At 55.2% G+C, this 25,569-nt stretch carries 25 protein-coding genes, 1 tRNA gene and 3 pseudogenes; 25 read left to right on the forward strand and 4 right to left on the reverse strand.

The genetic code is table 11. From position 1 onward, the window contains the following. Positions 1–11 precede the first annotated feature (11 nt). From tssK to C1Y42_RS06270, 14 genes and pseudogenes are all read left to right on the forward strand, one after another. Positions 12–1,352 carry a type VI secretion system baseplate subunit TssK gene (gene tssK / locus C1Y42_RS06205; RefSeq protein WP_104093037.1) on the forward strand — a complete coding sequence of 447 codons (1,341 nt, stop codon included), beginning with the start codon at positions 12–14 and terminating at the stop codon, positions 1,350–1,352. Next, the gene (gene tssL / locus C1Y42_RS06210; RefSeq protein ID WP_104093038.1) at positions 1,349–2,038 is read left to right on the forward strand and encodes a type VI secretion system protein TssL, short form; all 690 of its coding nucleotides are present in this window, start codon (positions 1,349–1,351) and stop codon (positions 2,036–2,038) included. The genes tssK and tssL overlap by 4 nt, the downstream gene beginning before the upstream one ends. Next, a pseudogene (locus C1Y42_RS06215) lies at positions 2,035–2,250 on the forward strand (OmpA family protein); the annotation flags it as partial. The gene tssL and the pseudogene C1Y42_RS06215, both read left to right, overlap by 4 nt. Next, positions 2,249–3,220: pseudogene (locus C1Y42_RS06220) on the forward strand (type VI secretion IcmF C-terminal domain-containing protein); the annotation flags it as partial. The pseudogenes C1Y42_RS06215 and C1Y42_RS06220, both read left to right, overlap by 2 nt. Continuing rightward, positions 3,217–4,818, forward strand: coding sequence for a type VI secretion system protein TssA (gene tssA, locus C1Y42_RS06225; protein WP_104093039.1), 1,602 nt, complete (start codon positions 3,217–3,219; stop codon positions 4,816–4,818). The pseudogene C1Y42_RS06220 and the gene tssA, both read left to right, overlap by 4 nt. 41 nt (positions 4,819–4,859) lie before the next feature. Next, positions 4,860–6,614: a type VI secretion system baseplate subunit TssF gene (gene tssF / locus C1Y42_RS06230; RefSeq protein ID WP_104093040.1), complete on the forward strand. Its 1,755-nt coding sequence runs from the start codon at positions 4,860–4,862 to the stop codon at positions 6,612–6,614. Then, a complete protein-coding gene (gene tssG / locus C1Y42_RS06235) occupies positions 6,578–7,663 on the forward strand; it encodes a type VI secretion system baseplate subunit TssG (protein WP_104093041.1) in 1,086 nt (361 codons plus the stop codon). Before tssF ends, tssG begins: the two co-directional genes overlap by 37 nt. Beyond that, the gene (tssJ, locus tag C1Y42_RS06240) at positions 7,641–8,186 is read left to right on the forward strand and encodes a type VI secretion system lipoprotein TssJ (protein ID WP_104093042.1); all 546 of its coding nucleotides are present in this window, start codon (positions 7,641–7,643) and stop codon (positions 8,184–8,186) included. The genes tssG and tssJ overlap by 23 nt, the downstream gene beginning before the upstream one ends. Next, positions 8,186–8,641 (forward strand): type VI secretion system baseplate subunit TssE, encoded by a 456-nt coding sequence (gene tssE / locus C1Y42_RS06245; RefSeq protein ID WP_058775843.1) that lies wholly within the window; start codon positions 8,186–8,188, stop codon positions 8,639–8,641. The genes tssJ and tssE overlap by 1 nt, the downstream gene beginning before the upstream one ends. Positions 8,642–8,693: 52 nt before the next feature. Further along, the gene (locus tag C1Y42_RS06250; RefSeq protein WP_104093043.1) at positions 8,694–9,089 is read left to right on the forward strand and encodes a hypothetical protein; all 396 of its coding nucleotides are present in this window, start codon (positions 8,694–8,696) and stop codon (positions 9,087–9,089) included. Between the two features lie 128 nt (positions 9,090–9,217). Further along, complete coding sequence (locus C1Y42_RS06255) at positions 9,218–10,570, forward strand: VasL domain-containing protein (protein ID WP_104093044.1); 1,353 nt, start codon at positions 9,218–9,220, stop codon at positions 10,568–10,570. Between the two features lie 158 nt (positions 10,571–10,728). Next, positions 10,729–11,001, forward strand: a complete 273-nt coding sequence (locus C1Y42_RS06260; RefSeq protein WP_104093045.1) for an ogr/Delta-like zinc finger family protein — start codon at positions 10,729–10,731, stop codon at positions 10,999–11,001. A 556-nt stretch (positions 11,002–11,557) separates the two neighbouring features. Continuing rightward, positions 11,558–12,127, forward strand: coding sequence for an SLATT domain-containing protein (locus C1Y42_RS06265; protein WP_104093046.1), 570 nt, complete (start codon positions 11,558–11,560; stop codon positions 12,125–12,127). A gap of 1 nt (position 12,128) precedes the next feature. Beyond that, complete coding sequence (locus C1Y42_RS06270) at positions 12,129–13,463, forward strand: reverse transcriptase/maturase family protein (protein ID WP_104093047.1); 1,335 nt, start codon at positions 12,129–12,131, stop codon at positions 13,461–13,463. Here C1Y42_RS06270 and C1Y42_RS06275 read toward each other — a convergent pair. The 3 genes and pseudogenes from C1Y42_RS06275 to C1Y42_RS06285 all read right to left on the reverse strand — a co-directional run. Then, a pseudogene (locus tag C1Y42_RS06275) lies at positions 13,457–14,205 on the reverse strand (tyrosine-type recombinase/integrase); the annotation flags it as partial. The gene C1Y42_RS06270 and the pseudogene C1Y42_RS06275 overlap by 7 nt on opposite strands. Positions 14,206–14,348: 143 nt before the next feature. Further along, positions 14,349–14,420 (reverse strand) — tRNA-Arg (locus C1Y42_RS06280). An 88-nt stretch (positions 14,421–14,508) separates the two neighbouring features. Continuing rightward, entirely contained in the window at positions 14,509–15,441 is a 933-nt protein-coding gene (locus C1Y42_RS06285; RefSeq protein WP_058775841.1) for a formate/nitrite transporter family protein, read from the reverse strand. A 243-nt stretch (positions 15,442–15,684) separates the two neighbouring features. Between C1Y42_RS06285 and ccmA the strand changes: the two genes are divergently transcribed. Genes ccmA through mlaA form a run of 10 tightly spaced genes read left to right on the forward strand, consistent with a single transcriptional unit; the run spans position 15,685 to position 23,444 of the window. After that, entirely contained in the window at positions 15,685–16,299 is a 615-nt protein-coding gene (gene ccmA / locus C1Y42_RS06290; RefSeq protein ID WP_104093049.1) for a cytochrome c biogenesis heme-transporting ATPase CcmA, read from the forward strand. Next, positions 16,299–16,958, forward strand: coding sequence for a heme exporter protein CcmB (gene ccmB, locus C1Y42_RS06295; RefSeq protein WP_058758454.1), 660 nt, complete (start codon positions 16,299–16,301; stop codon positions 16,956–16,958). Before ccmA ends, ccmB begins: the two co-directional genes overlap by 1 nt. A gap of 58 nt (positions 16,959–17,016) precedes the next feature. Beyond that, a complete protein-coding gene (locus tag C1Y42_RS06300) occupies positions 17,017–17,757 on the forward strand; it encodes a heme ABC transporter permease (RefSeq protein ID WP_058769875.1) in 741 nt (246 codons plus the stop codon). Next, complete coding sequence (gene ccmD / locus C1Y42_RS06305; protein WP_031280028.1) at positions 17,754–17,987, forward strand: heme exporter protein CcmD; 234 nt, start codon at positions 17,754–17,756, stop codon at positions 17,985–17,987. The genes C1Y42_RS06300 and ccmD overlap by 4 nt, the downstream gene beginning before the upstream one ends. Then, the gene (ccmE, locus tag C1Y42_RS06310; RefSeq protein ID WP_021509145.1) at positions 17,984–18,469 is read left to right on the forward strand and encodes a cytochrome c maturation protein CcmE; all 486 of its coding nucleotides are present in this window, start codon (positions 17,984–17,986) and stop codon (positions 18,467–18,469) included. Before ccmD ends, ccmE begins: the two co-directional genes overlap by 4 nt. Then, positions 18,466–20,424: a heme lyase CcmF/NrfE family subunit gene (locus C1Y42_RS06315; RefSeq protein ID WP_104093050.1), complete on the forward strand. Its 1,959-nt coding sequence runs from the start codon at positions 18,466–18,468 to the stop codon at positions 20,422–20,424. Before ccmE ends, C1Y42_RS06315 begins: the two co-directional genes overlap by 4 nt. Further along, entirely contained in the window at positions 20,421–20,978 is a 558-nt protein-coding gene (locus tag C1Y42_RS06320) for a DsbE family thiol:disulfide interchange protein (RefSeq protein ID WP_058782039.1), read from the forward strand. The genes C1Y42_RS06315 and C1Y42_RS06320 overlap by 4 nt, the downstream gene beginning before the upstream one ends. Beyond that, entirely contained in the window at positions 20,975–21,430 is a 456-nt protein-coding gene (locus C1Y42_RS06325) for a cytochrome c-type biogenesis protein (protein WP_104093051.1), read from the forward strand. The genes C1Y42_RS06320 and C1Y42_RS06325 overlap by 4 nt, the downstream gene beginning before the upstream one ends. Beyond that, entirely contained in the window at positions 21,430–22,641 is a 1,212-nt protein-coding gene (gene ccmI / locus C1Y42_RS06330; protein WP_104093052.1) for a c-type cytochrome biogenesis protein CcmI, read from the forward strand. The genes C1Y42_RS06325 and ccmI overlap by 1 nt, the downstream gene beginning before the upstream one ends. 35 nt (positions 22,642–22,676) lie before the next feature. After that, positions 22,677–23,444, forward strand: a complete 768-nt coding sequence (gene mlaA, locus C1Y42_RS06335; RefSeq protein ID WP_021509150.1) for a phospholipid-binding lipoprotein MlaA — start codon at positions 22,677–22,679, stop codon at positions 23,442–23,444. Positions 23,445–23,515: 71 nt separating this feature from the next. Here the strand turns inward: mlaA and fadL are convergent, their stop codons facing one another. Then, positions 23,516–24,799, reverse strand: a complete 1,284-nt coding sequence (gene fadL, locus C1Y42_RS06340; protein ID WP_021509151.1) for a long-chain fatty acid transporter FadL — start codon at positions 24,797–24,799, stop codon at positions 23,516–23,518. A 358-nt stretch (positions 24,800–25,157) separates the two neighbouring features. Here fadL and C1Y42_RS06345 point away from each other — a divergent pair, with 358 nt between their 5' ends. After that, positions 25,158–25,454 carry a YfcZ/YiiS family protein gene (locus C1Y42_RS06345; RefSeq protein WP_021509152.1) on the forward strand — a complete coding sequence of 99 codons (297 nt, stop codon included), beginning with the start codon at positions 25,158–25,160 and terminating at the stop codon, positions 25,452–25,454. The last annotated feature ends 115 nt before the right edge of the window (positions 25,455–25,569 follow it).

Genomic DNA, 25,569 nt, shown 5'->3' on the forward strand with positions numbered 1-25,569 from the left:
GCAGGAAGCCAATGAAAACGGAACAACCGTTATGGGGCAGGGGCGTTATGGTCTCTCCCCAGCACTTCCAGCAACAGGTCGCCTATGCGGCCTGGTCTGCGGAATGCATCGCCCGGCTGGGCCTCTCCCATCCCTGGGGGATGATTGCTGCCACCTTCGAACCTGATGCACTGAAGCTGGGCCGCCTGCAGGCCCGTCATCTGCACATCCGTTTCCCCGATGGCACGCTTATCGACACCGATAATGCCGATGACCTGCCGCCGGTGCTGATGCTTGAGGGCGAATCACAGGACGTGGTGGTGGTTCTGGCGCTTCCGCTGCTGCGGGCAAATGGCGGCAACTGTCTTAAACCCGATGAGGTGGCCGAGCGCCCTGTGCGTTATCGCCAGCGCTGGCGGGATGTCCGCAACACCTTTGGCGACGATACCCGGCAGATTGCAGTGATGCAGCCAGAGCTGACGCTGCGTTTTGCCCATCAGAACAACAGTGATTATCTGACCTGTCCGGTCGCCCGTCTGCAGCAGGATTCACAGGGCAGCTGGGCACTCGATGAAACCTGGCTTCCGCCACTGCTGGCTCTGCAGGGCAGCCGCTGGCTGGTAACCCAGCTGGAACAATTGATGACGCAACTGCGTGCCCGTCTGAGTCGACTGATGGCCATGCGACGTGAAAGTAACGAGCGCATGGCCGACTTTGCCGTGGCTGATGTGTCGTTGTTCTGGCTGCTCAATGCCCTGAACAGCGCAGAACCGGTGCTCGGCCAGTTTCAGCGTAACCTGCAAAGCCCACCGGAGCGTTTGTACCCGGAACTGGCGCGGCTTGCGGGCAGCCTGCTGACTTTCTCGCTGGAACATCAGGTGAGTGCTATTCCGGTCTGGCAGCATGAACAGCTGAATAACGTCTTCCCGCCGCTGTTTGACTTACTGGGCGATCTGCTGGAAGCCAGCCTGCCGTCACGGGTGGTGGCGATTGAGCTTGAGCACGATGCCCGGCTGCACGTCTGGCAGGCCCGTCTGCATGACTCCCGTCTGCGCGAAGGGGCGGATTACTACCTTTCCGTGCGTTCACCGATGCCGGTGGCACAACTGCAGGAGCAGTTCCCGCGACAGTGCAAGATCGGCAGTCCCGATCATGTCAGGAGTATCGTCAATTCCTCACGGGTGGGCGTGCCACTGACGCCACTGCGCCATGTGCCGGCAGCCATTCCGCTGCGTCTGGAAAACCAGTATTTCAGCCTTGATGTCTCGCATCCTCTGGCCAGCGAAATGCTTCAGAGCGGCACCTGTATGTTTTACGTTCCGGGCATGCTCGGCGAGCCTGAACTTGAACTTTTTGCGGTACTGAGAACATGAGTGAGCCTAAACGCAGTACTGCTGCGCCCATTGATATTGATGCTCTGCTGCAGGATACCTGGCTGCAGGTCATCAGCCTGCGTCACGGTCCGACGTTTCAGGATGGAGAGGGGCGCACGTTGTGGGAGCGTTGCATTGCCGATGTCGAACATGTGCAGCGTGAGCTGAAAGCGAGCGAACTCGATGAAGTCAGCTGTCAGCATATTCTCACCGCACAGTGTGCGCTGCTTGATGAGGCGGTCAAAGGTCGTGGTGTGGAGGATGACGCCTGCGTGCAGTGGTATGACATTCCCCTGCAGGGGCACTTTCTCGGCACCATGGATGCCGGTGATACGCTGTGCGATCGCATGCGTGATGTGCTGCGTGAACCGGCGCCTGACCAGGCTGTTATGACCTGCTTTCAGCGGGTCATGATGCTGGGGTTCCTCGGCAGTTTCCGCTCTCTTAACGATCCGGAGCGCCAGAAACTCGTCAACGCGCTCAGCGAACATATCACGCCGTTCAGCTATCCACCAACCCATCCGGTTCTGGCGGAAAGCCGTACCGGACGAGAAATGGGCGGCTGGCTGGCGTCATGGCCCGTGCGTATTGGCCTGAGCGTGGTGCTGGTGGCTGCACTGTGGTGGGGACTGAGCCACTGGCTGGATCAGATGCTGGTGACCCTGCTGCCGGGAGCCGTGAAATGAGTCCTGCACAGCAGCGCGGGCTTGCGCTGTGGGCCGCCCTGCTGAGTGCCGTGGTTTGCCTGAGTTTCCTGCCGGTATCGCGACTGGTTTCAGTGCTCTTTCTGCTTGCGGTGCTGGGGCTTATCCTGGCGTTGTGGATTGTCGCCAGGCGTCGTGCGGAGCATGACGTCGTCCTAAGTCTGGATGACCTCCCGGAGGCCACTTACCGTCAGCGCCTCTGATCCGCAGGCAATGATGCAGACTCTGGCGCAGACCGTGTTCCAGGGCAAAAGTGTGGACCTGACCGACACCCAGCAGTACGGCAGTCTGATTTCGGCAAGCCTGGGCGAAGAGTGGAGTGGTTTTGGCAGCACAATGTTTGTCCAGCCCCTGACTCAGGCCTGGGAGACCGTGCTTCAGCCGTCGGCGGCGAGCCTGAATGATAAATGGAGCCGCTCGGTTGTCGCCAACTGGCAAACTGCCTTTGACGGACGTTTCCCGTTTGCCGCCAGTAAAAGTGATGCCTCTTTACCCATGCTGGCTGAATTTGTGCGCAAGGACAGCGGGCGTATCGAGCGCTTCCTGACGACAGAGCTCAACGGGGTATTGCACAAAGAGGGCAGCCAGTGGGTGCCGGATAAGGTCAACAGCCAGGGGTTGAGCTTTAACCCGGCCTTGCTGCGGGCGATTAATCAGCTGAGCCAACTGTCAGACATTCTGTTCACCGATGGCAGCCAGGGCATCAGCTTTGAGCTGCAGGCGCGTCCTGTACCGCAGGTAGTGGAAACCCAGTTGATTATTGATGGACAAAAGCTGCACTACTTCAACCAGATGGCCGACTGGCAGAGCTTCCGCTGGCCGGGTGACACTTACAAGCCGGGGACGATGCTGACCTGGACCTCAGTCAACGCCGGTGCGCGTCTGTTCGGGGATTACAGCGGGACCTGGGGTTTTATTCGCTGGCTGGACCAGGGCAAACGCCAGCAGCTTGACCGCAGCCGGTGGATGATGAGCTTTACTGCCCCGGACGGTTGCACTTTGCAGTGGGTGCTGCGCTCACAACTCGGGAAAGGTCCGCTGGCGTTGCTGGATCTGCGCGGTTTCACGCTGCCGGATCAGATATTCAGTGTCGACAGCGCAGCCACCGCGCAGGCGCTGATGGCTCACACCGCAAACAGTGACATGGAGGAGGTCGAAGAATGAGCACACTGCAGAATCTGGTCACCGCCTGTCAGGCTCAAGAAACTCAGCTGCGGCAGCAGGCGCAGGTACGCACGGAAAACTGGCAGCCCTGGCTTGTGCCGGTAGGTGGCGCCAGTCCGACCGGTGAAGACCCGGGCTATGATGATGATTTTCAGCGTATCCGCGAAGAGGTCAATAAGCTCTCCGGCATTGATACCGGGTTGATTTGTACGCTTGCCGAAAAACTGCTGACCACTGCGGCCAAAGATATCCGGGTTGCAACTTATTACTGCTGGGCGCGCCTGCACCGGGACGGCGAAGCCGGTTTTGCCGAAGGACTTGAGCTGCTGGCGGGATTGCTACAGCGTTATGGCACGCAGCTTCATCCTCAGCGCGAGCGGAGCCGTAAACCGGTGCTGGAGTGGCTGGCAGGCTCCCGTGTTCTGGACAGCCTGTCACTCTGGCCGGAAGTGATTCGCGACGATGCACTGCGCACTGCCGGTGCGCTGCTGCTGTTGCGCGACAGTCTGGACACAGAGCCGGAAGCATCGCGGCCAGAGCTGAATGCCCTGTACAGCGCGCTGGAATCCCGCCTGATGAAGGCCGGTGGTGTGGATGCCGTGGTACCGCAGAATGCAGGTGATAAGGCTCCGTCACAGTTCTCCACGCCTGTGACGGAGCCAGATGCGCCTGTGCTGAGCCGCATCACCTCCGGTCAGGATTTGCTGGCCCAGGCCCGCACCCTGACCGGATATCTGCGTGAGCAACCCGATGGCTGGCTTGCCGCACACCGGCTGATGAAAAGTCTGCGTCATGACACGCTGCACAGCATTCCTGCGCCGGATGCACAAGGCAAAACCCGCATAGATCCGCCTCGCGCAGACCAGCGTGCCATGCTCAAACGTCTGTATCTGCAGCAGAGCTGGGGCGGAATACTGGAGCAGGCAGACAGCGCCTTTTCGCGTGGCGCTAATCACCTCTGGCTGGATTTGCAGTGGTATATCCACCAGGCGCTGATGAAATCGGGGCAGGAAGTACTGGCTGATATCATCGCCGCCGACCTGAAAGGGTTGCTGCGTCGCCTTACCGGGCTTGAAACCCTGGCCTTTAATGACGGTACGCCGTTTGCCGATGAAGTGACGCTGAACTGGATAAACCAGAGCGTACTGGACGACATCTCCGGCTGGCGGGATGAGCCGGTCAGCGCCGCCAGCACGGATAACAACGATATTCTGGCGCTTGAGCCGGAAGCGCTGGAGAAAGCGGACACTGACGGTCTGGACGCCACGCTTCGCTGGCTACAGACACGCCCGGGCACCGACTCGACAAAAGACAGATGGTTGCTGCGTTTGCTGATGGCCCGCGTGGCCGAGCAGAAGGGCAAAAATGAACTGGCCCTGCATCTGCTGGGAGAGCTCGACAGTGCCGCACAGTCAATTACCCTCACGCAGTGGACACCGGCATTGCTGTTTGAAGTGAAATCGCGCCGCCTCAGACTGCTGCGCATGAAAGCCACACGCAGTGAAACCGATAAATCACGGTTACAGCCAGAGATGGATTTGCTTCTGGCGGGTCTGATTGCGCTCGATCCGGCCAGCAGCGCAGTGCTTTGCGGTTAAAACGCCAGGCATACCTTTCAAACACACATATTCAGGTTTTTATGGATGATTTAACCCTGCGTTATTACGACGCTGAAATGCGCTACCTGCTGGAAGCCGGTGAAGAGTTTGCCCGTGCTCACCCCGAGCAGGCGGCAATGCTCAATCTCGATAAAGCGGGAGCGCGCGACCCGTACGTTGAGCGGCTGTTCGAGGGCTTTGCCTTCCTGATGGGCCGGCTGCGCGAGAAGCTCGATGACGACTTGCCCGAATTAACCGAAGGGCTGGTCAGTCTGCTGTGGCCACATTACCTGCGTACCATTCCGTCCATGTCGGTGGTCGAGTTCACCCCTGACTGGCGCGAGATGAAAGAGCCGATGCGCATCGTCAAAGGTTTTGAGGTGAACTCGCGGCCGATCGGCGAGAAGGGCACGCGCTGCCGGTATACCACCACCAAAGAGACGACTCTTCTGCCGTTGTGGCTGGAACATGCCCGTCTGTCGACTGATCCTGACGGGCGTTCGGTTATGACTCTGCGTTTTCACTGCAGTGACCTGGCTGACTGGACGCGCATCGACCTGAGCTGTATTCCGCTGTATTTCAACGCCGACGCGCCGCTGGCCTGTGCCATGCATGAAGCCTTCACCATGAATGTCGCCCGCCTGTGGCTGCGCCTGCCGGGTGACATCGACACAAGGCCGCTCAACGGGTATTTCACCGCGCTGGGCTTTGGCGATAACGACGACCTGTGGCCGAAGGGCAGCAGCAGTTTCAGCGGCTATCAGCTGTTGCTGGAGTATTTCACCTTCCGCGAGAAATTCATGTTCACGGGCCTGCGTGGACTGGAGACCGTGGTCTTTCCGGCTGCACTCCCTTGGTTCGAAATCGACGTGGTGCTGGCGGAGCGCTGGGAACATGACTTCAGCTTTACCGAAAAGCATCTGCGCCTGAACTGTGTGCCGGTGATTAACCTGTTCCCGCTGGAGTCAGACCCGCTGACGCTCAATTCTCTGCAGACCGAATACATGCTGCGCCCGATGCGCGTGCAGGATGGCCATACCGAGATTTATGCGGTGGATTCGGTGATGTCATCCAGCCAGCATACCTACGTGCCGTTTTCGAGCTTTCGCCATAAAGGCGGCATGATGCGCCATCAGGCCCCGGAATATTACTACCACACTCGCGTACGTCGCGGTCCGTCCGGACTGCATAACACCTGGCTTATCCTTGGCGGTGAAGCGTTTGATAACCACACGGTGCCGGAAGACGAAAGCCTGTCGCTGACGCTCACCGGCACCAACGGCCAGCTGCCACGACGAGCTCTGCAGAGCACGGTGCTTGATACGGTGATGAAAACCACCTCAGCCAGTATCGCCGTGCGTAACCTGTGTGCGCCGACACTACCCTGTTATCCACCGGCGCAGGACCGTTTCCACTGGCGTGTGCTGAGCCATCTCGGCAGCGGATTCCTGTCGATGATGGACAATGCCGACGTGCTGCGCGGGACGCTGGCGCTGTACGAATGGACCGACAGTGAGATGAACCGCCGTCGGCTGGAAGCCATCATTGACGTTAAGCACCGCGAAACCGAGCGTTTCGAGCAGGGCTATCTGGTACGCGGTGTGCAGATTGAGGTAACGCTGGACAGTCACGGCTTTGCCGGGCGCGGCGACATCTGTCTTTTCGGCGAGACGCTGAGCCGCTTCTTCGCGCTGTATACCGATATCTATTTGTTCAACCGCCTGATTATCATCCTGCAACCGACCGGAGAGCGCCTGGAATGGGAAGAGAAGCACAACCGCCGCATTCCCGGCTGACCCCGCGGCTGGAAGCCGACCTTCACCGCATCAACTTTTACCGCTTATGCCAGCTGCTGGAGAAGCGTAATCCTGGCAGGCCGCTGATGGGTTCGACCAGCCACCCGGCGGACGACCCGGTGCGGTTTGCGCCACATCCGGGGATGGGATTTCCGGCCAGCGAAATAAAGACTGTCGAATATGACGAGGAGGATGACAGCAAGCCACCGCTCATCCGCACGACCTTTATGGGGATGTACGGTGTCGATTCTCCTTTGCCCACAGCGTACCTTGATGACATCACCCAGCGCTGCGAAGGGCATGAGGCGCTGCAGGGTTTTCTGGATATCTTCAGCCACCGTATCCTGACGCAGTTTTACCGTGTCTGGCGTAAATACTCTTACCCGGCCACCTTTGAGCCCGGCGGTACTGACGCTATCTCGCAGTCACTGCTGGGTCTGGTGGGACTGGGGATACCGGGCACCGCAGAGCACATCGCCACCCCGGTATCCCGATTTCTGGCGCTGCTGGGTGTGCTGCAGCAGCCAGGTAAAACCCAGGAGGGAATACAGGCCCTGGTGAGCCTGCTGGCACCCGACACGACGGTGCAGGTGAGCCCGTATTGCCTGCGACCAGTGGCAGTCAGCCAGCCGCTGGGCTTTTACGGCGATGACGATTTTCTGCTGGATGGCAACACACCGCTGGGTGAAGAGGCGATGGATGTCAACAGCCAGCTGTTGATTGCTCTGTCCACCGATAACGAGCAGGAATCACAGGGCTGGAAACCGGACGGCCTGCTGTATCAGGACTTTCTGGTGATGCTGCGGGTGTATCTCGGCTGGCGCTTTAAAGCAAAAATCACCCTGACCACCCGAACCCGCCTGCTGGTCGTGCCGCCGCTCGGCGAAGGCCCATTCTGGCTGGGGATGAATGGCGTACTGGGCGCGCAAGATGAAGATCTCCCGGAGGATATTCCGCAGACCTTTACCACGGAACTGGGTTATTACGCCGGGCTGGAGCCTGCATCATCACAACAAGGAAACCGACGTGTTACGTACAAGTTTGATTAAATCCGCATGCTGGCTACCTGCGCTACTGGCATTCAGCCTGACGGGCTGTGGGGTGACGCAGGGTATCACCGATGGCACCAAATCGGCATTTAACGCCGTGTTTTACAAAAAGATTAAGGTGCTGCACCTGGATTTCACCGCCCGTGAGGCGCTGAACACCGATTCCCGTGAAAGTAATTCGCTGTCTGAGCCGGTGGTTATTCGGGTCTGGCAGCTGAAAGACCGTAAAACCTTCGACAAAACGGTCTATCAGCAGCTACTCCGGGATGGCGACACGATCCTGAAAGCCGATCTGCTGGCAACCCGGGATGTAGTGGTAAAACCTGGCGGTGATGCGAACCTCGATATGCCAATGGAAGAAGATGCGCAGTTTGTCGCCGTGGCAGGGCTGTTCCGCCATCCGGATAGGGTTAACAACACCTGGAAGCTGGTGATAGGGCGTGAAGACCTTGACCCGGATAAGCCGCGCATTCTGGAAGCCGGTAAAAACCATTTGACGCTACAACCGCTCAAGGACGACTGATGCCCCAGGGACATAACACACCTTCGCTGTATGAAATGCTCACCGGCAACTTCACCGGCGGCCTCGACCTGCATCAGGTCAGCGAACAGAATCAGGTGATTTTGTCCGTGCTCGATAACATGCAGCGCATCCTCAACTGCCGCGCCGGCACGCTGGCGCATCTGCCGGACTATGGTCTGCCCGATATGACCAAAATCCTGCAGGGCATGCCGGGAACGGCCCATGAGCTGATTGGCACCCTGTCTGCTGTTCTGCTCAGGTATGAGCCGCGCCTGAAAAGCATCAGAGTGGTGCTGCTGGAGCAGGCGCAGCCCGGCGAATTGCGCTACGCGATTGATGCGGAACTGAAGGGACTCGGTCTGGTGCGATACGGCACTGAATTTATGCCGGAAGGGCGCGTTCTGTTGCGGCATCTCCGGCAGCAGCAATATCTTGATGGTAAAGCGCAAATCTAAGCTGCATTATTACGAACAAGGCTGAATAATAAAATAACATATGGATTTGAATATGAAAAAATTGATACCGCTGTTGGTTTTTAGCTTATTAGTGACTCTGCAGGCTGAAGCGGCCAGAGGCAGAAAACCCTGTTCTGGTGCAAAGGGTGGTATTGCACACTGTACCTCAGATGGACGTTTTGTTTGTAATGACGGAAGTCTGAGTCAGTCGAAGAAATTTTGCTCCAGGTATGATTCGTCAGATAACACGCAGCAGGCAAAATCACCGCTTAACAGCGGCAAAACGCAGACCAAAAAGATCGTTACATCAAAGAAACAGCCACAGCCGGTGGCTCAGCCTCAGGATCAAAACGATTTGCAACCACGAAAACCGACCTGCGCTCCGCTTTATATGGCCAGCCAACCCGGCTACACGCATTTACCTATTTGCACCGGTAATCAATATTAATTAAGGCGGGTAAGGGGGAGGGCGGAAAAAAATGTTTGCATCGGACCTCGCTCAGAACAGGCAAAAAAACCAGACTGCATAATTAATTATCCTCCCACGCTGTACATACCTCACAGGGACAATAAGTCATGAATGACATGCCTGCCCGTCGGATTAAAACCGGCAGCGACCCGCGTAAGCTGCCGGATTATGCTGCTCTGCGTGAAGAGCTGAGCAAATTGACCCATCCGGCACGGCCAGATATAGACTGGCTTTACGTTGAACAACGCTGCCTTTCTCTGTTCGAACAAAACGGAGTGGAGTTGCAGACCGCGGCCTGGTACACGCTTGCCCGCATGCAACTGGCCGGCCTGGTCGGATTGAATGAAGGTCTGGCGCTAGTGGAAGCGTTGGTGAGCCATCAGTGGGGGGCGCTGTGGCCGCAACCGATTCATGCGCGCATGGATATTCTCATCAGCCTGAGCCAGCGCGTGCAGCAGCAGATGCGCACCCTTTCCCTGAATTATGACGATCTGAGTCAGCTTTATCGTGCTGAACAACTGCTTACCCGCCTGGGGACCGTGTTACAGCGGTTGGAGCTTAAACATCTTAGCCAGCTTGATACGTTGCGTGCTCTGATGCACAACAGTGCTGCCAGGCTGGAAAGCCGTGACGGTATGACCAGCGACATCTTGCCCGGCACCACGATAGATAACGGGGCGATATCCGCACTCCCGCATGAAACGAAAACTCCGCATAGCGCCAGATGGATTTATGTCGCGCAGCAGCAACATCAGCCGAAGATAAAGGTGCAGACAGCGGCGCTGGCCCGTCGTAATAAGTGGCAATTTTTCAGTGCCGGGATGTTTACCATGCTGCTTATCAGCGTGGTCGCGGTGGGCGGCTGGCAATATCTGCACCGGCCCGATCCGCTGCAGGCTCAGCTGGTGGCATCGCTGGCTCCTGTGCCCGTCACACTCACGCCACAGCAGCGGGATGTGCTGCGGCAGCGGACGTCCTTACCACCAGCTTTGCTTGCCGACACGCAGCAGCAGTTATCTCGCCTGGAGCAACTCGCGCCCGACTGGAATATTGCGTATGGCCAGCAGCTGGTGGAGCAGGCGCAGGGGCTGTGGCCGGAACAGGCGGGTTCGTTATCAGCTCGGTGGCAGCATCAGCTTGAGGCCAGCACGTTGCCAGCGCAAAACCTTGCGGCCTGGCATCAGGGAATGATGAAGCTGGCACAGTTAAGCGAGCGGCTGAATGGACTGGATGAGCAAAAAGGCAAATACATCACGGTGAGTGAGCTGAAGTCCTCGGTATTTGGCATGATGACCCGTTTTCAGCAGGCTGAGCCCATTGAGGAACAATTGCGGCAAATCCACTCGCTACCAGCCAGTGCCCCCCAGCGGCAGCAGCTTATCCGCCAGCTCGAACAGCACCTGCGATCGCAGATTTACACCTTGTGGCAGATGAAAAACAGCATTGGGGTGGCAGAGTGACTGGGTGAATAAGCTAAGCGTATGAGCTGCGCAGTGACTTCTATTTTTATCAAAATAAAACAAAGGGTTTACTTGCGTTATTAGTGTTACACGCCCCTTTAGATTGATAACCGTGCCAATTGCTTTCAACATAGCGGGCATGTTTTAAAGGAAAAACAATGCGGATAATAAAAATGACATGCCCGTATTACCTGGCGGACGCAACGATACGCAAAACCAACAGAAAGCATCCTCAGCTGTCGGATGTTTATTACCAGTGCACCAATCTGGAATGTGGGCACACCTTTGTAATGAACGTCTCGTTTTCACATACCATCAGTCCCAGTGCGTTAGCTGGAGATGGAAGGGTAAGGGAGCTGCTAAACGCGCTTGGGCAGGATGAGCGTAAACGAGTGCTTGAGTTACAAAGAGAGGAAGAGATTAAGAGTTAACTACTATGCCGGGCAGAATGTGAGCGTCCGGCTTACTTTTGGGATGAAAAAATTTCAGTAGACATTTCTTTAAAGTCCATATATATCAATACATTATGTTTTCTACAATATGAATAAGGTTGACTTCCTTAGTCACGTAAAAAATAATTTTATTTAAAATCAATAAGTTAATCCCATTTTGGATGGCTTGAGGTTGTTGCGAAACTGAAAAAAGTGAAATTCCTTTCAACGATTTCAGTCAAGGGTATGAGCCGTAAACCCTCTGCTGCCGTGGGCGGAGATAGTGCTTTGAAGAAAAGCAAAACTGAAATAATTTCTTGATATGAAAACCGCAGGCGGGTGCGGTGTAGCGCCGTTTTTGTCATTTCAAAATTTGATTTGTTAATTTATTAAAATTGTGTAAAGTATTTCTACCGAGGCGTATCGTTCTACGATCATCCAGCAATGGGTGCAACTAATTCTGGGAGGTTTTGCCTCTAGCTCGTCTAGTCTGTTAATCCAGGCGTTACACGATTACTACCTAAGGCGCCTCGGTCTTCAAAAGGAGTTGAAATTAATGAGTAATTTTTCAGATAAAATTTGGTGGACTAAAAAGGCAAGAATAAAAACTGAGGTGCGTCTTCTAAACCTAAATTTTTATTCTCAATTTTTTCTATTATGGTATTCCATATTTCTGGTGTGTTACTCAATTTATACCTTAGTACTGCCTGTTGGTAGCATTACTCAGACTGAATCCGCAACTATGGTTGCACTCTCTGTAATGGTATTAGTAGCTACTCTTTTTATAAATAATATGGATTTCAAAGGAAGGGCTCTGTTAGTAAAGCAGTGCTATGAACAACTAAGCATTATTTATACTAGATCGCAAGTTGTGAATCCGGACGATTCTCTTCTTGATAGAGATTATCAAGCAGTCCTGTCTATTTCAGAAAATCACCAAGAGAAAGACTTTTATTTAGCAGTCGTCGATGAATACAATAATGCCAGCGATAAAACAAAAGTTTCTAAAGTGCCAACCGATAAAATGATACGGAAAGTCAACCTAATTAAAACAAGAAATGTGGTGTCAATAATATTTTTGTTTATTTTCCCATTTTTGACCGTTTGGTTATTAAGGATGGCGTGAAATGAAAATTTCTGCGATTTTTGATTCACATTATGATATTAATTACCTCAAGGATATTTATTTAAATAATGTATCTCTTTCTGCTGCGACTGGAATTGATAATATGTCACATCAATTGCTCTGGCCTATCTTGGATGAACAGTTAGCAATTGTTAATAAAAAGGTTATAGCATCTACTTATAATTTTAGTAAATATAAGCTAAAGTTAATTAGTAAAGGGCGTGGTAAGCCTCCACGTGAAATATCAATTCCTACCATACGAGATAAGATTGCGCTCAAAGCGCTTTGTAATTTTCTACAGCAGAAATATCAAGATTCAATTGATTTTAAATTGCCACAAACCATGATCCGTGAATTGAAATTGGATGTATCATCTAATAAATTTAATTCCTTCATTAAGTTCGATGTGGCTAATTTTTATCCATCAATAGACCACGTTAAACTTATTAGCAGGTTAAGAAAAAATATTCGTGATGAACGTATATTAAAATTAATTGAAAGTGCTATCTCGTCCCCTACTGTATCCAAAGCTAGCAGGAAAGATGTAGCTTCATCTCGAGGTGTTCCTCAAGGCCTTTCCATTTCCAACATATTAGCCGCAATATATTTATCAAATATTGATAAGTATTTTTTAAATAATACAGAGATTAAGTATTTTAGATATGTTGACGATGTGCTCGTCTTGTGTGACGAAAAAGATGTGCAAAAAATATCCAATGATATAATTTCAAAGTTTAGAAAAATAAAGCTTAAAGTATATGATCCAAAAAAAGAGCCTGAAAAATCCAGTGTTGGATCATTAGGAAGCGATAGTTTTGGATATCTAGGTTATTATTTCAATAATGATATTGTATCAGCAAGAGTAGGATCGGTTGAAAAACTGCGCGAATCTCTATTGGCAATATTTACAGGTTACAAACACTCTAAACTAAAAAGTGAAGAGTTTTTAGAATGGCGGGTGAATCTAAGAATTACAGGTTGTATCTTTCAAAACAAGTCTAAAGGATGGATGTATTTTTTTTCAGAAATGAATGATGAAACACTGCTTCATCAATTTGATGAATTTCTGAATGGTCTATGTAAAAGATTTAATGTTAAGATTAATTTGAAATCCTTCGTGCGCACTTACTTCCAAATAAAACATAATAGGCGGGATACAACCTATATTCCTAATTTTGATAATTACACTGAAGGACAAAAAGTCCATGTGTTAAATCATTACTTTCAGAAGAAAACTGAGAATTTGACTTCATTGGAAATTGACTACCATTTCAAAAAAAGAATTTCAAAGCAGGTTAAAGAAATTGAAACTGATGTCAAAGATGCAGGCTACTGAGGTTTATTGAAAGTTTTCTCAGCATACCATTGAAGCATGTCCTTACTTCCTGATAAGTATTGCGCATGATTGTAAGTTCCTCTAATGAAATTCTTATCAACATGCGCAAGCTGCATTTCAATCCATGCGCTTTCAAAGCCATGTTCATGCAAGATCGTGCTCATCATATGGCGGAAACCATGCCCCGTTAGCCGTCCATGATAGCCAAGCATCTTTATCACTTTATTAATGCTTGCATCGCTCATCGGCCTTCTAACGTCGTTTCTGCCTGGAAACACTAGCGAATATTTGCCGGAAATCACCTTCAGCTTATTCAAAATCTCAATCGCTTGAGACGATAGCGGCACTAAATGAGAACGGCGCTTTTTCATTCGTTCTTTCGGGATTTCCCATAGAGCGTAACCCAAATCAAACTCACACCATGAAGCCTCCCGGAGTTCAATAGTACGTACACCAGTAAGCATGAGTAGCTGAGTGGCGTATTCAGTCAGTAAGCTGCCCTGATACCCTTTAAGCGCTTTAAGAAAAGCGGGAAAATCTTTTTCTTTCAGGAACGGGAAATGATTCTGTTTAGGCTTGTTCGAAGCAATGGCTAAATCTGGAGCAAAATTGTACTTTTCTCGGTCAGTTACCACAGCAAAACGGAGAACTTCATCGCAACGGCTGGGGATCTTGCTTGCCTTCTCTAACGCGCCACGCTTTTCTATTTTTGTAGCACAGCTAACACCTCCAGCGGCTTTAGCACGTTTAATTTGAATAACAGATCGCAGCATGTATATAGATTCTATCGAACTTTACTGGACGGTGCTGGACATAGTGTGTGGTAAATCTTTTGATTTAGAGGGTATTTTTGACTTTTTGAGATAAGCTGAGACTTGCAAAAAGTGTCCCCTGCAGGAATCGAACCTGCAACTAGCCCTTAGGAGGGGCTCGTTATATCCATTTAACTAAGGAGACGTGCGGCGCGCAGTATAGCGCACCGTGCAGGGGATTTTAACCGTGGGCCGCCTGTTTGCTCAAAGTGTCAGCAATCAGGCGGTGGCGATCACGCTTTTTCCTGATCTTTCTGCTTTTCCTGCCTCTCTTTACGCTTCTGTTCGGCTCGCGCTTTGGCTTTGGCCGCTTCGCTCATGTCGTTACGGATCTGCGCGTGACTGATCAGGGCAAAAATCAGCGTACCGCCGGTGATGTTGCCCAGCAGGGTGGGCAGTGCAAACGGCCACAAAAACTCCTGCCACGGCAGCGTGCCGGCAAACACCAGATACAGCACTTCAACCGATCCGACCACAATGTGGGCCAGATCGCCCAGCGCCACCAGCCAGGTCATCATCACGATCACCACAATTTTGGCGCCGCCAGCATAAGGAAACATCCACACCATGGTGGCGATGATCCAGCCTGAAATCACTGCGTTGGCAAACATTTCGCCCGGCGTATGCTCCATCACTTTTTCGCTGATGGCGGTGAAGGCCTGGCGCGTGGCGTCATCGAAAATCGGCATATGATTAAACGCCAGCGCGCCCAGCGCGGTACCAATCAAATTGCCGATCAGCACCACGCTCCACAGCCGCAGCAGCAGCATAAAATTGCCGCCGGTGGGTTTATGCATCACCGGCAGTACGGCGGTGACGGTATTCTCAGTAAACAGCTGCTGGCGCGCCATAATCACGATGACAAAACCAAAGGTGTAGCCGAGATTCTCCAGCAGATAAGCGCCGGGCACGCCAGCGAGGTGCACCTGGAAAATGCCTTTCGCCATCAGCGAGGCACCCATCGATAAGCCGGCGGCAATCGCTGACCACAGCAGCGCCATGCCGTCGCGCTCCAGCTCCTTTTCCCCATCCTGCCGAATCTCTTCATGGATCGCCGCAGCCCGCGAGGGCAGGGCGTCTTCGTCCACTTCAATATCCGTGCCTTGTTCTTTTTCTTCACTGTCCACGTCATTGTCATGCGTGTTATTTGATGGCGATGGCTTCATTTTTTCTCCCGGTGATAATGCCAGTGCGTAATAAGCGTAGACGCTTTTAGCAAGGGCGAAATGTTACAAAGATTCAAATTAAGAGTAACAAGAGATTAGCAAAGTTGGTTTTTTGAGCGCTTTCTTGATCTGATGCGCATGAATACCCCATTTGGGGGAAGGGGGAGCTTGCGCACAGACTTCGGCCCCTGGTTTGAGTGTGGTATTATTCCCGCCTCATTTATTGCTATGAATCTCCCTTCTATGCTCGAAGTGATTAATCTCGCCTGCGTTCGCGATGAGCGAACCCTGTTCCACGGACTGAGTTTTCAGGTGCAGGCGGGCGATGTGGTGCAAATCGAAGGGCCTAACGGCGCAGGCAAAACTTCACTGTTGCGACTGCTGGCCGGGTTAAGCCGGCCAGAGCAGGGCGAAGTACGCTGGCAGCAGCAGTCGATTCGCCGGCAGCGCGAAATATGGCAGCAAAACCTGCTGTATCTCGGCCATCATCCGGGCGTGAAATCGGTGCTGTCGCCGCGGGAGAATCTGCATTTCTGGCACGGCGATCGCAGCGAAGACACGCTGTATGACGCGCTGGAGCAGGTCAATCTGCTGGGCTATGAAGAGGTGCCGGTGGCTCAGCTTTCTGCCGGGCAGCAGCGGCGCGTGGCGCTGGCGCGACTGTGGCTCAGCCCGGCTCCGGTGTGGATTCTGGATGAGCCGCTGACCGCCATCGACAAACACGGCGTGGAAAAATTAATGGCGCGCTTCGCCGATCATGCCGATAACGGTGGCGTGGTGATTCTGACGACCCATCAGGATCTGCCGGACAGCCATGCGCGCGTGCGCAAAATTCGTCTTACATCGGAGTGGGCGTGATGCTTGGCCGGGTTATTCAGCGTGAGTTAAAGATTGCCTTTCGCAGCGGCGCGGAAGTGGTTAATCCGCTGTGGTTTTTTCTGATCGTGATTACGCTGTTCCCGTTAGGCATTGGCCCTGAGCCGCAGCAGCTGGCGCGCATCGCGCCTGGCGTCGCCTGGGTAGCCGCGCTGCTGGCATCGCTGCTGGCGCTGGAGCGGCTGTTTCGCGACGACTTTCTTGATGGATCGCTGGAGCAGCTGCTGTTGCTGCCGACGCCGCTGCCAATCACCGTGCTGGGCAAAGTGATTGCGCACTGGCTGATTACCGGGCTGCCGCTGATTTTACTCTCGCCGCTGGCGGCGCTGCTGCTGTCGCTGGATTTTGCAGGCTGGCGGGCAATGGCGCTGACGCTGCTGATCGGCACGCCAACCCTGAGTTTTCTCGGTGCGATTGGCACCGGCCTGACCGTCGGGCTGCGGCGCGGCGGCGTATTACTGAGTTTACTGGTGTTGCCGCTGTCGATACCGGTACTGATTTTTGCCAGCGCGGCGATTGATGCGGCCGGTCAGGGGTTACCGATCGGCGGTTATCTGGCGATTCTCGGCGCCATGCTGGCGGTCAGCGCCACGCTGTCGCCGTTTGCGACTGCTGCCGCGCTGCGCATCAGTCTGCATTAAGGCGGGCCTCCGGCAGAGAGGCCGCCATCCGAATTCTTGTTTAGTGTGAGCAATGTCAATGTGGAAATGGTTACACCAGTGGGCAAAGCCTGAGCGGCTTTACCAGCTATGCGGTCGCTTGATTCCCTGGTTCGCAATCCTGGGCGTCGGCGCGCTGCTGCTCGGCTGGATTTGGGGATTCGGCTTTGCGCCGGCGGATTATCAGCAGGGCAACAGCTTCCGCATCATGTACATTCACGTGCCGGCGGCAATGTGGTCGATGGGCGTCTATGCCTCGATGGCCATCGCCGCCTTCATCGGCCTGGTGTGGCAGATGAAAATGGCCGATCTGGCGGCGGCGGCGATGGCGCCGATTGGTGCGGTGTTTACCTTTATCGCGCTGGTAACCGGCTCGGCGTGGGGCAAGCCGATGTGGGGCACCTGGTGGATTTGGGACGCACGTCTGACTTCTGAACTGGTGCTGCTGTTCCTCTATATGGGCGTGATTGCGCTCTATCACTCTTTCGACGATCGCCGCACCGCCGGACGCGCGGCCGGCATCCTGATTCTGGTCGGCGTGGTTAACCTGCCGATTATTCACTTCTCCGTGCAGTGGTGGAACACGCTGCATCAGGGCTCGTCGGGCATTCTGCAACAGGCGATCGATCCCAGCATGCGCACGCCGCTGCGCTGGTCGATTCTCGGCTATCTGCTGGTGTTTGGTGCGCTCACCCTGATGCGTCTGCGCAACCTGATTCTGTTTACCGAGCGTCACCGCCCGTGGGCAATTGACGTGGCGCAGGGAGGACGCAAAGCATGACGCCTGCCTTCTCATCGTGGAGCGAGTTTTTCGCCATGGGCGGCTATGCCTTTTACGTCTGGCTGGCCGTGTGTTTTACGCTGATTCCACTGATCGGTCTGGTGCTGCACACCGTGTTGTTCCGTCGCCGCCTGCTGGCAGAGATTCGCCAGCGTCAGTCCCGCGAGCGCCGCATCCGCGCGGCAAAAGCCAAACAAGCTGCCAGTGAAGCAGCAGGAGAGTCCGTGTGAATATCCGTCGTCGTAACCGCCTGTATGTGGTGGTGGCGGTGCTGGTGGGCTTAGGCCTTGCCACGTCGCTGGTGATGTACGCGCTGCGTTCCAACATCGACCTGTTCTACACCCCGAGTGAAATTCTCTACGGCAAAGGTGAGGATCACCAGAAGCCGGAGGCCGGTCAGCGCCTGCGCGTCGGCGGCATGGTGATGCCCGGTAGCGTCAAACGCGATCCGAAAACGCTGGCGGTGTCGTTCAAACTGTATGATGCCAACGGCGTGGTCAGCGTCAGCTACGAAGGCATTCTGCCGGATCTGTTCCGCGAAGGGCAGGGCGTGGTGGCGCAGGGCGTGCTGGAGGACGGGAATCTGGTCAACGCCAAAGAGGTGCTGGCGAAGCACGATGAGAAGTACACGCCGCCGGAAATTCAGGACGCAATGAAGAAGAATCATAACGGACCGGCAGCGGCCTATCAGCAGGCGGGTACGCAATCATGATGCCGGAAATTGGCAGCTTTCTGCTGTGTCTGGCGCTGGGCTTAGCGCTGCTATTAAGTATTTATCCGCTGTGGGGCGCGGCGCGTCATGATGGCCGGCTGATGGCGCTGGCGCGTCCGCTCACCTGGGGCATGTTCCTGTGCATCGCCGCCGCGTTCCTCGTGCTGGTGCACGCGTTTGTGGTCAACGATTTTACCGTCGGCTACGTTGCCACCAACTCCAATTCGCTGCTGCCGGTGTATTACCGCATCGCCGCCACCTGGGGCGCGCATGAAGGATCGCTGCTGCTGTGGGTGCTGCTGCTCAGCACCTGGACATTAGCGGTGGCGATTTTCAGCCGCGGCATGCCGCAGGATGCGCTGGCGCGCGTGCTGGCGGTAATGGGGATGATCAATCTCGGCTTCCTGTTGTTCATCATCCTCACCTCGAATCCGTTTACCCGCACGCTGCCGAACTTCCCGATTGATGGGCGCGACCTCAACCCGATGCTGCAGGATATCGGGCTGATCTTCCATCCGCCGCTGCTCTATATGGGCTATGTTGGCTTCTCGGTGGCGTTTGCCTTTGCCATTGCGTCGCTGATGGCGGGCCGGCTGGATACTGCCTGGGCGCGCTGGTCACGTCCGTGGACCACTGCGGCATGGGTATTTCTGACTATTGGTATCGTGCTCGGTTCCGCGTGGGCGTATTACGAACTCGGGTGGGGCGGCTGGTGGTTCTGGGATCCGGTCGAAAACGCCTCCTTTATGCCGTGGCTGGCCGGTACTGCGCTGATGCACTCATTGGCAGTGACAGAAAAACGCGGCAGCTTTAAGTCGTGGACGGTGCTGCTGGCGATTACCGCGTTCTCATTAAGCCTGCTGGGCACCTTCCTGGTGCGTTCCGGCGTGCTGGTGTCGGTGCACTCGTTCGCCTCCGATCCGGCGCGCGGTATGTTCATCCTCGCCTTCCTGGTGATTGTCATCGGCAGTTCGCTGCTGCTGTACGCCCTGAAAGGGGGCCAGGTGCGCAGCCGCGTGCAGAGCGAAGCCTGGTCGCGCGAATCCTTCCTGCTCGGCAACAACGTGCTGCTGATTGCCGCAATGCTGGTAGTGCTGCTCGGTACGCTGCTGCCGCTGGTGCATAAACAGCTCGGGCTGGGCAGCATTTCGGTTGGCGAGCCGTTCTTCAATACCATGTTCACCTGGCTGATGGCGCCGTTCGCGCTGATGCTCGGCATCGGGCCGCTGGTGCGCTGGCGCCGCGATGAGCCGCAAAAGCTGTGGAAGCGGCTCGGCGTGGGTCTGCTGGTGACGCTGATCCTGTCGATCGTGCTGCCGTGGCTGTTGCAGGATCGCATCGAAGCGATGACGGTGATTGGCCTGCTGATGGCCATCTGGGTGATCCTGCTGACGCTGATGGAGCTGCACGAACGCGCTACCCATCGGCATCGTTTTCTGGCGGGATTGCGCCATCTGTCGCGCAGCCACTGGGGCATGGTGCTGGGCCATCTTGGCGTGGCGGTGACGGTGGTGGGCATTGCCTTTAGCACCCAATACAGCGTTGAGCGTGACGTGCGCATGAAGGCCGGTGACAGCGTGGATATCCACAACTATCACTTTATTTTCCGCGACGTGCACAATCTGCAGGGCCCGAACTACAGCGGCGGCGTGGCGATTATCGATGTCACACGCAACGGTAAGCCAGAAGCGGTGCTGCATGCAGAGAAACGCTTCTATACCGCAGCGCGTACCATGATGACGGAAGCGGCGATCAGCGGTGGCTTTACGCGCGATCTCTACGCGGCGCTGGGCGAAGAGCTGGATGACGGTTCCTGGGCGGTGCGTATTTATTACAAACCCTTTGTGCGCTGGATCTGGTTCGGCGGCGTGTTTATGGCGGTGGGCGGCCTGCTGTGCCTGCTCGATCCGCGCTACCGCTCGCGCAAAAAAGCGCAGCGCGAGGAACTGGCATGAATAAAAAGATCCTGTTTATTCCTTTAGTCCTGTTTCTGCTGCTGGCGGCGGCGCTGCTGTGGCAGCTGACGCGCAACGCCAGCGGTGACGATCCTACGCGCCTCGAATCGGCGCTGATCGGTAAACCGGTGCCGGTATTTAAACTCGAAGCGCTGGATCAGCCGGGTAAAATCTATAACCAGCAGGTGCTGACCGATGGTAAACCGCTGCTGCTGAATGTCTGGGCCACCTGGTGCCCGACCTGCCGCGCCGAACATCAATATCTCAACACGCTGGCGGAGCAGGGCATCCGCGTGGTTGGCCTCAACTACAAAGACGATCGCAGCAAAGCCGTCACCTGGCTTAACACGCTCGGCAATCCATATGCGCTGAGCCTGTACGACGGCGACGGCATGCTCGGTCTGGATCTCGGCGTCTACGGCGCGCCGGAGACCTTCCTGATTGATGGCCACGGCATTATCCGTTACCGCCACGCCGGCGACATGAACGATCGGGTGTGGAATGAAGAGGTGAAGCCGCTGTGGCAGAAATACAGCAGGGAGGCCGGCGTATGAAGCAACTGCTTATGTTGATCGCGGGTCTGCTGCTGAGCACCAGCCTGTGGGCCGCAATCGATACTTATCAGTTCGATTCGGTCCAGCAGGAGGAGCAGTATCGTGAGCTCACCGCATCGCTGCGCTGTCCGAAGTGCCAGAACAACAGTATTGCCGACTCCAACGCGATGATTGCCGCCGACATGCGGCTGAAAGTGTATGAGCTGATGAAGCAGGGCCAGAGCCGCCAGCAGATCATTGATTACATGGTGGCGCGTTATGGCAACTTCGTCACGTATGAACCGCCGGTGACGCCGTCGACGCTGATTCTGTGGGTCGGACCGGCACTGTTTGTGGTGCTCGGCGGGCTGATTATTATTCTGCGCAGCCGACGCGGCAACGCGCGCAGCGAGCTGGATGACGATGAACAACAGCGCCTTGCGGCGATTCTGAAGCGTGACGGGAAGCCGTAATGACTGGATTCTGGATTACCCTGATTATTTTACTGGCGGCGGCGACGGCGCTGTTTGTCGGTGCCGGCTGGCGGCAGCGTCAGGCCAGCAGCGGCGATCGTGATCGCCTGAACACCGATTTTTATCAGCAGCGTCTGCGCGAGCTGGAGCATGACGAAGCCGAGGGCGTGGTCAGTGAACGTACGGAGATGGTGCGCGAACTGCAGCAAACGCTGTTGACCGACGTGCCCGGCGACGCGGCGGCACGCGCGCATCACAGAAGCCGCTGGGTACTGCTGCCGGGCGTGATCGTCCTGGTGCTGGTGTCGGTGGGCGTTTATCTGAAAACCGGTGGCCTCGCCCAGCTGGCGGGCTGGCAGAGCGTGCAGCAGGAGTACCCGGCGCTGCGCGCGCGGGTGATGGATCCCAATGCGCAGCCGCTGACCATGGAAGAGCTGGCGCGTCTGCAGCTCGGCCTGCGCACCTCGCTGCAAAACGATCCGCAAAACCTCAATGACTGGGCGATGCTGGGCCGCCTCGGCATGGTGCTGAACAACGCCACCGATGCCAGCCAGGCCTTTGAGCACGCTTTGCAGCTGGCGCCGGACAACCTTGAACTGCAGCAGGATTATGCCGAAGTGCTGACGCGCTCCAGCGATCCGCAGGATAACCGCCAGGCCAATATGCTGCTGAAAGACCTGCTGAAGCGCGACCACAGCAACGTGCGCACCCTCAGTCTGCTGGCGTTCAATGCCTTTGAACAGCAGCAGTATGGCGAAGCGATTGGCGCGTGGCAGGTGATGCTGAAGCTGCTGCCGGCCGGCGATCGACGCATTACCATGATAGAGCGCAGCATTGAACAAGCGAAAACCGACGCGGGACAGCAAAATAGCCAGCTGGCATTGACGGTGAGCTTAACGCCAGAGGCAGAAAAAATGTTACCGCCGGGCGGAGTGTTGTATATTTCTGTGTCTGACGGTGTTTCACCGGTGCCTGTGGCTGTAAAGCGTTTACCGCTCAGCCACTTCCCGCTATCGCTTACGCTGGATGACAGCAACGCCATGATGCCGGATCGCCTGCTTTCGGCGCAGCATCAGGTGCAGGTCAGGGTGCGCATTTCGCGCGATGGTAGTGCTAATCCGCAGTCCGGCGACTGGTTTGGTTTAAGCGCGGTCACCCCCTGGGATGGTCACCAGCCGATGGCTGTTGAGGTCAATCAGCAGCAGCCCTGAAGCGATACACCTTTTATCTGCACAGGGAGAGAAGAATGAATAATCGCCTGACCGGCCTGGCGCTGGCCAGTTTACTGCTGGTGGGATGTGCCAGTTCCAAACCGGCCGACGAGACGACGCCTGCGCAGCGCAGCGATCCGCTCGAAGGGTTCAACCGCACGATGTTTAACTTCAACTACAACGTGCTGGATCCCTATGTGGTGCGCCCGGTGGCGGTTGCCTGGCGTGATTACGTGCCGGTGCCGGCTCGTACCGGGCTGAGCAACTTCCTCGGTAACCTTGATGAACCGGCCAGCATGGTGAACTCGATTCTGGTCGGCGAGCCGCGTCAGGCGGGCATTCACTTTACCCGTTTCTTCCTGAATACCGTGCTCGGCCTCGGCGGTTTCATCGACGTCGCCGGCAAAGCCAATCCCCAGCTGGCGCGTGAAGTGCCGCACCACTTTGGCAGCACGCTGGGCCGTTATGGTGTTGGCTACGGTCCGTACGTGGTGCTGCCAGGTTACGGCAGCTTTACCGTGCGTCAGGATGGCGGCGACTACGTCGATACGCTTTATCCGGTACTGAGCTGGCTTACCTGGCCGATGTCGATCGGTAAATGGACGCTGGAAGGGGTGGAAACGCGCGCGCAGCTGCTTGATTCCGACGGCCTGCTCAGACAGCAGCAGGATCCGTACGCCTTTATCCGCAACGCCTATTTCCAGCGTAACGATTTCCTCGCCAGCGGCGGCAAGCTGAAGCCGGAGGAGAACCCGAACGCCAGCGCGATTCAGGACGATTTAAAAGATATCGACTCTCAATAAATGACAACGGCGACCAACAGGTCGCCGTTTTGTTTTCAGCTGGCGACCCGCATGGGCCGCTGCACTGATTATCAGAACTTGTAGTTAAAGTTAGCGCCGTACAGCCAGGCCTTACCTTCGGAATTAAAGGTATAAGGACCTTCTTTCACCGTCACGTGCTGACCGTGCATATAGGAAACCCCGACATCAACCGACGCATCCGGCGTGAAGGCGTAAGACGCACCGGCGCTCAGCCACAGGCGATCCTGATCCGGAATCGAGATAGAGCGTTTATCCGCCGGCACCGGGCTGTCATCAAACGCGATACCGGTACGGAACGTCCAGTTATCGTCGTAGTTATAAGTGGTACCTAACGCGATGCGATATGCATCACGGTAGCCTTCATCTTTATAGAACAGCGTCTGGCCGTTGCTGCCGGTGGCTTTCAGCTCCTGGAACTGGCTCCAGCTGGTATAAGCGAGGCTGTAGTGAACCGCCCACTGTGGCGCCACTTTATGCCAGCCGGACACTTCCCACATTTCCGGCAGGTTCAGCGTCAGCGAACCCGGAATGGTGGCGCCGCTGGTGCCATACGGCAGACCCAGCGCAATCGCCTGCGGCGTGCCGTTAAAGGCGCGCGGGATATTGCTCTTATAGTCGCCGTCGAAGTCGATCTTCACTTTGGAACGATAGGTGAAGCCGAAGCGGTTGTTTTTATCCACTTCATACAGGATACCGGCGTTCCAGCCGTAGCCCCATTCGTCACCTTTCAGATGCGCGACCTGGGTATCGGCCGGCAGACCGGCGCGGGCACCGGCTTCACCGGCGTAGCGCTCAATTTTCGCTTTGGCGTACACCGCGTCAAAGCCGACGCCGAAGCTGAAGTTATCATTTAACCGATAAGCGGTGCTGAGGTTGAAGTTGCCGGTCATCAGATCGGTTTTGCCACCGAAGCCGCCCGCGGTGTAGCCGTTATTAAATTCGGTGGCCAGACCGTAGTTCGAGGTGGCCGAGGCGCCAATCCACCACTGATCGTTAATCGGATGCACATAATGGATGTTCGGGATCCACTGGTTTGGCGCAATATTGCTGGCGTTGAGGCTGTTGCCGGTCGGGCTGTTACCGCTGATATCCACTTCCGGGTCGATATAGACGGCACCGATGGAGAAAGAAGGGCGGTCCATCAGGGCCATAGTGGCTGGGTTACGGCTGGCAGAGGCGGCGGTATCACCCATGGCGCCTTCACCGGAATAGGCGCGGCCCAGGCCGATTGCTGAGAATTCGTTAAGTTGAAAGCCTGCGGCGTAGACGTGAGAAGAGACGAGCGCCACTGCAGCTGCCACAGCTGACTTTGCAAACAGGTTCTTATGGTTCATGACCACAACCTCATCTAAATTATTATTAAACGTAGTTACGTCGCGTAACAAAGGACGGCGGATTGTAGGGACTGACGATACAGACACATATCAGACCAGTGCGACGAGTATAGGTCCGACCTGTGTATTTGTTGCAATATTGTTTTTAAAATATTTCTGCTTTGATCGATAAAATCAGATCTGCTTAACAAAATCCTTGCGGTTCTGCTCCAGCATAGCGAGTCAAATTTGTTTTGGATCAAATTTTAGTGTGATATTCGTCACTTAGCGGGCGGAAGATAGCCGCGACGTGGCATCCGGCGTACACTTTGCAGCAGAAAATGATCCGATAGTGTTGATTTATCGTCAGGAGAAAAACATGACTGATGCCATTAGAAACTGTAGTGCGAACGAAACGGCAGCCTGCTGCTGCGTTGACGTGGGCACCGTGATGGACAATACCGATTGCAGCGCCAGCTGGTCAGGCGTGTTCGCTGACCGTCAGGCGGCAGAAGCAATGCTGGCCGAGCTGAGCGCCAAAGCGCGCCAGGTCGAGTCCGATCCGTGCGAGATTCACTCGCGCTTTACCGACGAAGCAGACGGCGTGCGCCTGGACGTCGATTTCACCTTTGCCTGCCAGGCCGAAACGCTGATTTTCCAGCTCGGCTTACGCTAATCCCGCCGCTGCCGACCCGCTTTTTCGGCAGCGTTGCCTCTTTTTCGTGTTACTCCTCGCACTTTTTTTCTTCTGTTATTGGCGACTTAGCAACACCTGGTTAACACTGATGATC

The organism is Pantoea sp. ICBG 985 (genome assembly GCF_002928365.1).
In the GTDB taxonomy this organism is placed as follows: domain Bacteria; phylum Pseudomonadota; class Gammaproteobacteria; order Enterobacterales; family Enterobacteriaceae; genus Pantoea; species Pantoea dispersa.